Here is a 6,698-nt window from a genome sequence, read left to right on the forward strand (position 1 = left end):
GGATACAGGACGGTTCAGAGGCGCTCGACGATGGTGGCGACGCCCATGCCGCCGCCGACGCAGAGGGTGACGAGGCCGTAGCGCTTGTCCTGGCGCTCCAGCTCGTCGACGATCGTGCCGAGGATCATGGCACCGGTGGCGCCGAGCGGGTGGCCCAGCGCGATGGCGCCGCCGTTGACGTTGACCTTGTCGAGGGAGAGGCCCATGTCCTTGACGAAGCGCAGGACGACCCCGGCGAAGGCCTCGTTGATCTCGACCAGGTCGATGTCGTCGATGGTCAGTCCGGCCTTGGCGAGGGCCTTGCGGGTGGCCGGGGCGGGGCCGGTGAGCATGATGGTGGGCTCGGAGCCGGAGACGGCCGCCGAGACGATGCGGGCGCGCGGGGTGAGGCCGCTCCGCTCCCCCGCCTCGCGGGAGCCGATCGCGACGAGCGCGGCGCCGTCGACGATGCCGGAGGAGTTGCCCGCGTGGTGGACGTGGTCGATCTTCTCGATCCAGTGGTACTTCTGCAGGGCGACGGCGTCGAAGCCGCCGAGCTCGCCGATGTCGGCGAAGGACGGCTTGAGCTTGGCGAGGGTGTCGGCGGTGGTCCCCGGGCGGACGAACTCGTCGTGGTCCAGGACGGTCAGGCCGTTGCGGTCGGTGACCGGGACGACCGACTTCGCGAAGCGGCCGTCCTTGATCGCGGCGGCGGCGCGTTCCTGCGAGAGGGCCGCGTACTCGTCGACGTCCCGCCGGGAGAAGCCCTCGATGGTGGCGATCAGGTCGGCGCCGATGCCCTGCGGCACGAAACCGGTGTCCCAGTTCGTCATCGGGTCGGCGAACCAGGCGCCGCCGTCCGAGGCCATCGGAACGCGGGACATGGACTCCACGCCCCCCGCCAGGACCAGGTCCTCCCAGCCGGAACGGACCTTCGCAGCGGCCAGGTTGACGGCTTCCAGCCCGGAGGCGCAGAACCGGTTCTCCTGTACGCCGGCCACGGTGTCGGGGAGACCGGCGGCGATCGCCGCGATACGGGCGATGTCGGAGCCCTGGTCGCCGACCGGGCCGACCACGCCGAGCACGATGTCGTCGATGGCGGCCGGGTCCAGGGCGGGGTTGCGCTCGCGCAGCGCGTCGATGAGTCCGACGACCAGGTCGATCGGCTTGGTGCCGTGCAGGGAGCCATTGGCCTTGCCGCGGCCGCGCGGGGTGCGGATCGCGTCGTATACGTAAGCTTCGGTGCTCACTGGTCAAGCCTTTCGGTGTGCTGGAAGGTCCTGGGATGGTCCTCGGCGGGGCCGCGGGGTGGGACGAGGGGGTCAGCTGAGGAGAGACCGGCCGATGATCTCCTTCATGATCTCGGTCGTGCCGCCGTAGATCGTCTGGATCCGGCCGTCGGTGAAGGCCCGGGCCACCCGGTACTCGGTCATGTACCCGTACCCGCCGTGGAGTTGCAGGCAGCGGTCCGCCACGCGCTTCTGCAGTTCGGTGGCCCACCACTTGGCCATGGAGGCGTGCACATGGTCCAGCTCGCCGTTCGAGTGGTCGGTGATGCACCGGTCGAGGAAGGCCCGGGTGACGGCGACCTCGGTGGCCATCTCCGCGATCTCGAACCGGACGTGCTGGAGCTTGGACAGCGGACGTCCGAAGGCCTCGCGCTCCTTCACGTACTGCGTGGTGATCTCCAGGAGGTGCTCGGCGGCGGCGATCCCGGCCATCGCGATGCCCATCCGCTCCTGCGCGAGATGGGTCATCAGGTGGACGAAGGCGCCGTTCAGCTCGCCGAGCAGGTTCTCCTTCGGGACGCGTACGTCGTGGAAGAACAGCTCGGCGGTGTCCTGCGCCTTCTGGCCGATCTTGTCGAGGTTACGGCCGCGCTCGAAGCCCTCCGCTCCGCGCTCGATGACCAGCAGCGACAGTCCGTGCGCCCCGCCCTCGGGGGTGGTCTTGGCGACCACGATCACCAGGTCGGCCAGGATGCCGTTGGAGATGAAGGTCTTGGAGCCGTTCAGCACCCAGTGGTCGCCCCGGTCCTCCGCGGTGGTCCGGATCCCCTGGAGGTCGGAGCCCGCTCCCGGCTCGGTCATCGCGATGGCGGTGACGGTCTCGCCGGAGCAGAAACCGGGCAGCCAGCGGCGCTTCTGCTCCTCCGTGGCGAGCGAGGTCAGGTACGGCCCGATGATGTCGTTGTGCAGGCCGATGGCGAACCCGGGCGTGCCCGCTCTGGTGAACTCCTCCGCTATCACGGCGGCGTAGCGGAAGTCGGTGTTCCCGCCACCGCCGTACTCCTCCGGGACGGCCAGCCCGAGCAGCCCCTGCCGGCCCGCGGCCCGCCATGCCGCGCGGCTGACGATGCCGTCCTTCTCCCACTGCTCGTAGTGCGGCAGCACCTCCTTGGCCAGGAAGGTGCGGACGGTCTCGCGGAACGCCTCGTGGTCGGCGTCGAAGATCAGGCGCTTCATAGGACGGCTCGCTTCATCGGACGGCTCGCTTCATCGCAGGACTCGCCTCGTCGGGAGGCTCTCGGCTTCGGCAGGGCTCCTCAGAGCCAGTTCTTCACGGTTTCGATCAGGCGCGCCGGCTCGGGGCCGACGGGGGTGACGTTGAGCATCGTGACGCCGGCCGCGCGGAAGGCCTCGACACGCTCGCGCACGTAGCCCTCGGGCCCGCACAGGGTCATCAGCTCGCAGAACTCGTCCGGTACGGCGGCCGCCGCGTCGCGGGTGCGTCCGGCGAGGTAGAGCTCCTGGATCTTCCGGGCCTCCTCCGCATAGCCGTAGGCGACGGCGAGGTCGTTGTAGAAGTTCTTGCCGACCGCGCCCATGCCGCCGACGTACAGCGCGATCTGCGGGCGGGCGCGTTCGCGTACGGCGGCCGCGTCCGGGCCGATCGCGAGCAGTCCGCCCGCGACGGTCTGCAGGGGGCCGAGCTCAGGGGCGCGCCGCGCCGCGCCCTCGGCGAGCGGGCCGCCCCACACCGCATCGGCCTTCTCCGGGATGAAGAGCGTGGGCAGCCAGCCGTCCGCGATCTCTGCGGTGAGCCTGACGTTGGCGGGCCCGAGCGAGGCGATGAAGACCGGGATCGCGTCGCGCACCGGTCTGGTGAGGATCTTCAGGGGCTTGCCGTGCCGGCCGCCCTTCCCGGGCGGCAGCGGCATGTCCGTGATGCCGTGGTGGTCGATCGTCTCGCGGCGCCAGATGCGCCGGCACAGCTCGACCGTCTCCCGGGTGCGGCCGAGCGGCTTGTCGTACGGCTTCCCGTGCCAGCCCTCGACGACCTGCGGGCCGGAGGCGCCGAGGCCGAGCAGCGCCCGGCCGCCCGAGAGGGCGTCCAGTCCGGCGGCCGTCTGCGCGATCAGGCCGGGGGTGCGCGAGTAGACGTTCATGATCGCCGAGCCGATCTTCAGCCGCTCGGTGCGGGCGGCGAGGTAGCCCATGATCGTCGGGGAGTCGAAGCCCCAGGCCTCGGCCACCCACACGGCGTCCAGTCCGGCGGACTCCAGCGCCGCCGCCTCGTCGGCGGCGCGGCGCGGGTCCCCCGCGTAGTCGAGCATCATCGACAGTTCCATCAGGCCTCTTTCGGGAGCAGGGCCGCTACGTCCCAGTCGGCGGCCACCGACTCGGTGTGGGCGCCCGGTCGGGCGGGGCCCGTGGTGACGGCGACCGGCGTCGCGGAGAACCGCGGCGCCGGCGCCGGCTGGACGATCCCGCCGACGTCCGTGAAGGTCCCGCGGGCGGCGAGGTGGGGGTGGCCGGGGGCCTCGCGCAGCGACAGCACCGGGGCCACGCAGGCGTCGGTGCCCTCGAAGACCGCCGTCCACTCCTCGCGCGTACGGGTGCGGAAGCGCGCGGCGACGGCCTCGCGCAGCTCGCCCCAGCGGGCGACGTCCTTGCGGGCCGGCGCTTCGTCCGCGATGCCGAGGAGCTGCACGAAGGTGTCGTAGAACTGCTGCTCCAGCGCGCCGACGGCCATGTAGCCGCCGTCGGAGGTCTGGTAGGTGCCGTAGAAGGGGCAGCCGCCGTCGAGGAGGTTGGCTCCGCGCCGGTCCTGCCAGCCGCCCGCCGCCATCATCCCGTGGATCATGGCGGTGAGGTGGGCGGTGCCGTCGACGATGGCCGCGTCGACGACCTGCCCGGTGCCGGTGGCGCGGGCGTGCTGGAGGGCGGCGAGGACCCCGACCACCAGGTAGAGCGAGCCTCCCGCATAGTCCCCGACGAGGTTGGCCGGGACCGCCGGGGGCTGCTCCGGGCCGCCGATCATGCCGAGGGCGCCGGTGACGGCGATGTAGGCGATGTCGTGGCCCGCGGTGTGCGCGAGGGGGCCCTCCTGGCCCCAGCCGGTCATCCGCCCGTAGACGAGCTTCGGATTGCGGGCGTGGCACTCGGCGGGTCCCACGCCGAGCCGTTCGGCGACCCCGGGGCGGAAGCCCTCGACGAGCACGTCGGCCCGCTCGACGAGGTCCAGGACGCGGGCGGGCCCGTCGGCGGACTTGAGGTCGACCAGGACGGAACGCTTGCCGCGGTTGGTGATGTCGTAGGCCGGGTCGACGGCGAGCCCGCCGCCGCCGGGGCGGTCCACCCGTACGACGTCTGCTCCCAGGTCGGCCAGGAGCATGGCGGCGAACGGTCCGGGTCCGATGCCGGCCAGCTCGACGACGCGCACGCCGGCGAGCGGGCCGTTGCCGCCCGCCGTCCCGGTCGCGTTCCCTGTCACTGCCATCGAGCCCCCAGCGTCTGCGGTGTGGGTGGTGTGCCTGGTGTGCGGCCGTGTGACACAACTGATGTAACACCGGTGATGCTAGGAACGCGCTCCAGCGAGCACAAGCCCCCTGGCCGGGGCACGGTGGGATCGGCCGGCACCGGCGGACCGGGCGGACCGGGAGGCGGGCGGAATCCGGGACCCACCCCCCTGATAGATCGTTTCGCGACTCTGTACCCTGATCAGGCTTTCGAGTCGATCAAGCGTTCAATCACACACATGGGGGAGCCGGTGCGTCGTCGCCGTCTTGTTGTTTCCGCTGCCGCGATCGCGGCTGGCGTTGGTCTCATCCCGGGCGTGGCCCAGGCCGACCCGGCCCAGCCGGAGGCGCGCGGCACCACCGCGCCGGACCTTGACCTGGGTCTCGGCAAGGACGCGAAGTCCAAGAGCAACACCTTCACCAGCCCCGCGGACCGCACGGTCCGCAAGGCCGCCGCCCCGTCCGCGAAGACCGGAGTCGCCGCGGCGCAGTCCGCCTCCGCCAACCCGGACCTCTCGGTCGGCCTGACCGCCTACGGCGTCACGGCGCACGGCATCGAGGTCGACACCACCATCTACAGCGCGGACACCGCGCTCACGGTCACCATCGAATGGGGCGACGGGAAGTCGGACGTCTTCGACGCCTTCGGCTCCGGCACCCACACCACGGCCCACACCTACGCCGAGGTCGGCTCCTACACGGTCAAGGTCACCGTGGCGGATGCCGAGAACGGCGTCTCGGCCGTCAACGAGGTCGTTTTCGTCACCGCCGGTGCGGACTTCACCCCGTACGCCCCCACCCGGCTGCTGGACACCCGCGACGGGACCGGCGCGCCGGCGGGCAAGGTCCAGCCGTACAGCTCCACCCGCGTGAAGATCGGCGGCAACGGTGGGATCCCGGCCGGCGTCACCGCCGTGGTCCTCAACGTCACGGTCACCAACACCTCCAGCAACGGCCACATCACCGCCTTCCCCGAGGGCACCCAGCGTCCGACCACGTCGAACGTCAACTACAAGGCCCGCCAGAGCGTCCCGAACCTGGTCATCGTGAAGGTCGGCAAGAACGGCTACGTCGAGATAGCCAACCGCGGCGACGCCCCGGTCGACCTGATCGCCGACGTCACCGGCTACTTCTCCAAGACCGCATCCAGCGGTTACACCCCGGTCACCCCGTCCCGCTTCGTCGACACCCGCGAGGGCCTCGGCACGGCGAAGGGCCAGCTCGGCGGCCGCAAGACCTTCTCCACCCAGATCAGCGGCCTGCGCGGGATCCCCCAGGGCATCAGCGCCGTCGCGCTGAACGTCACGGTCACCAACCCGCGGGAAGCCGGCCACCTGTCGGTCTTCCCGGGCGGCGGCGCCACCCCGACCGCGTCCAACCTGAACTTCACCGCGGGCCAGACGATCGCCAACTCGGTGATCGTCCCCGTCAGCGCGGACGGCAGGATCAGCGTCTTCAACGGCGCCTGGGCGGGCACCGACGTCGTCGTCGACGTCGTGGGCTACTACAGCGCCGACAGCAAGAGCGCCTTCCTGCCGTTCTCGCCCGAGCGCCTGGTGGACACCCGCGACCCCCAGGACCCGGTGTACGGGAAGCTGTGGGGGCAGAGCTACATCTACATGCCGATGTCCTACGACGACCCGAGCATCACGGGCTTCGTGCTGAACACCACGGTCACCAACCCGGAGGGCGACGGATACCTCACGGTCACCCCGGACCCGAACTCCATCGACGACTACATCAACGACACGGCCGGCTGGCCGACCCCGCCGAACTCCTCGAACCTGAACTGGAAGAGGGGCGACACCGTCCCGAACCTGGTCCAGGCGAGCACCGGCAGCCACGGCATCATCGACCTCTGGAACCGGGGCTGGGACGACGTCGACCTGATCGTCGACCTCTTCGGCCTGTACCAGCAGGGCTGATCCACCGACAGGTGAACCCCCGGCGCCCCGGGCGCGGCCGTGCGGCCGCGCCC

General features: G+C 71.2%; 5 protein-coding genes. 1 reads left to right on the top strand and 4 read right to left on the bottom strand.

The features are described 5' to 3' along the window. Window positions 1-14 precede the first annotated feature (14 nt). The 4 genes from ACFW2G_RS26550 to ACFW2G_RS26565 all read right to left on the bottom strand — a co-directional run bounded on the left by ACFW2G_RS26550 (window position 15) and on the right by ACFW2G_RS26565 (window position 4,701). Window positions 15-1,229, bottom strand: coding sequence for an acetyl-CoA C-acetyltransferase (locus tag ACFW2G_RS26550; protein WP_384455971.1), 1,215 nt, complete (start codon window positions 1,227-1,229; stop codon window positions 15-17). A gap of 72 nt (window positions 1,230-1,301) precedes the next feature. Beyond that, window positions 1,302-2,444: an acyl-CoA dehydrogenase family protein gene (locus tag ACFW2G_RS26555; RefSeq protein WP_384455974.1), complete on the bottom strand. Its 1,143-nt coding sequence runs from the start codon at window positions 2,442-2,444 to the stop codon at window positions 1,302-1,304. An 80-nt stretch (window positions 2,445-2,524) separates the two neighbouring features. Beyond that, complete coding sequence (locus tag ACFW2G_RS26560) at window positions 2,525-3,550, bottom strand: LLM class F420-dependent oxidoreductase (protein WP_037915963.1); 1,026 nt, start codon at window positions 3,548-3,550, stop codon at window positions 2,525-2,527. Next, window positions 3,550-4,701, bottom strand: a complete 1,152-nt coding sequence (locus ACFW2G_RS26565; protein WP_384455977.1) for a CaiB/BaiF CoA transferase family protein — start codon at window positions 4,699-4,701, stop codon at window positions 3,550-3,552. The genes ACFW2G_RS26560 and ACFW2G_RS26565 overlap by 1 nt, the downstream gene beginning before the upstream one ends. 336 nt (window positions 4,702-5,037) lie before the next feature. Here ACFW2G_RS26565 and ACFW2G_RS26570 point away from each other — a divergent pair, with 336 nt between their 5' ends. Then, window positions 5,038-6,645, top strand: a complete 1,608-nt coding sequence (locus tag ACFW2G_RS26570) for a PKD domain-containing protein (protein ID WP_384580876.1) — start codon at window positions 5,038-5,040, stop codon at window positions 6,643-6,645. The last annotated feature ends 53 nt before the right edge of the window (window positions 6,646-6,698 follow it).

The organism is Streptomyces sp. NPDC058880, assembly GCF_042742535.1.
Lineage (GTDB): Bacteria > Actinomycetota > Actinomycetes > Streptomycetales > Streptomycetaceae > Streptomyces.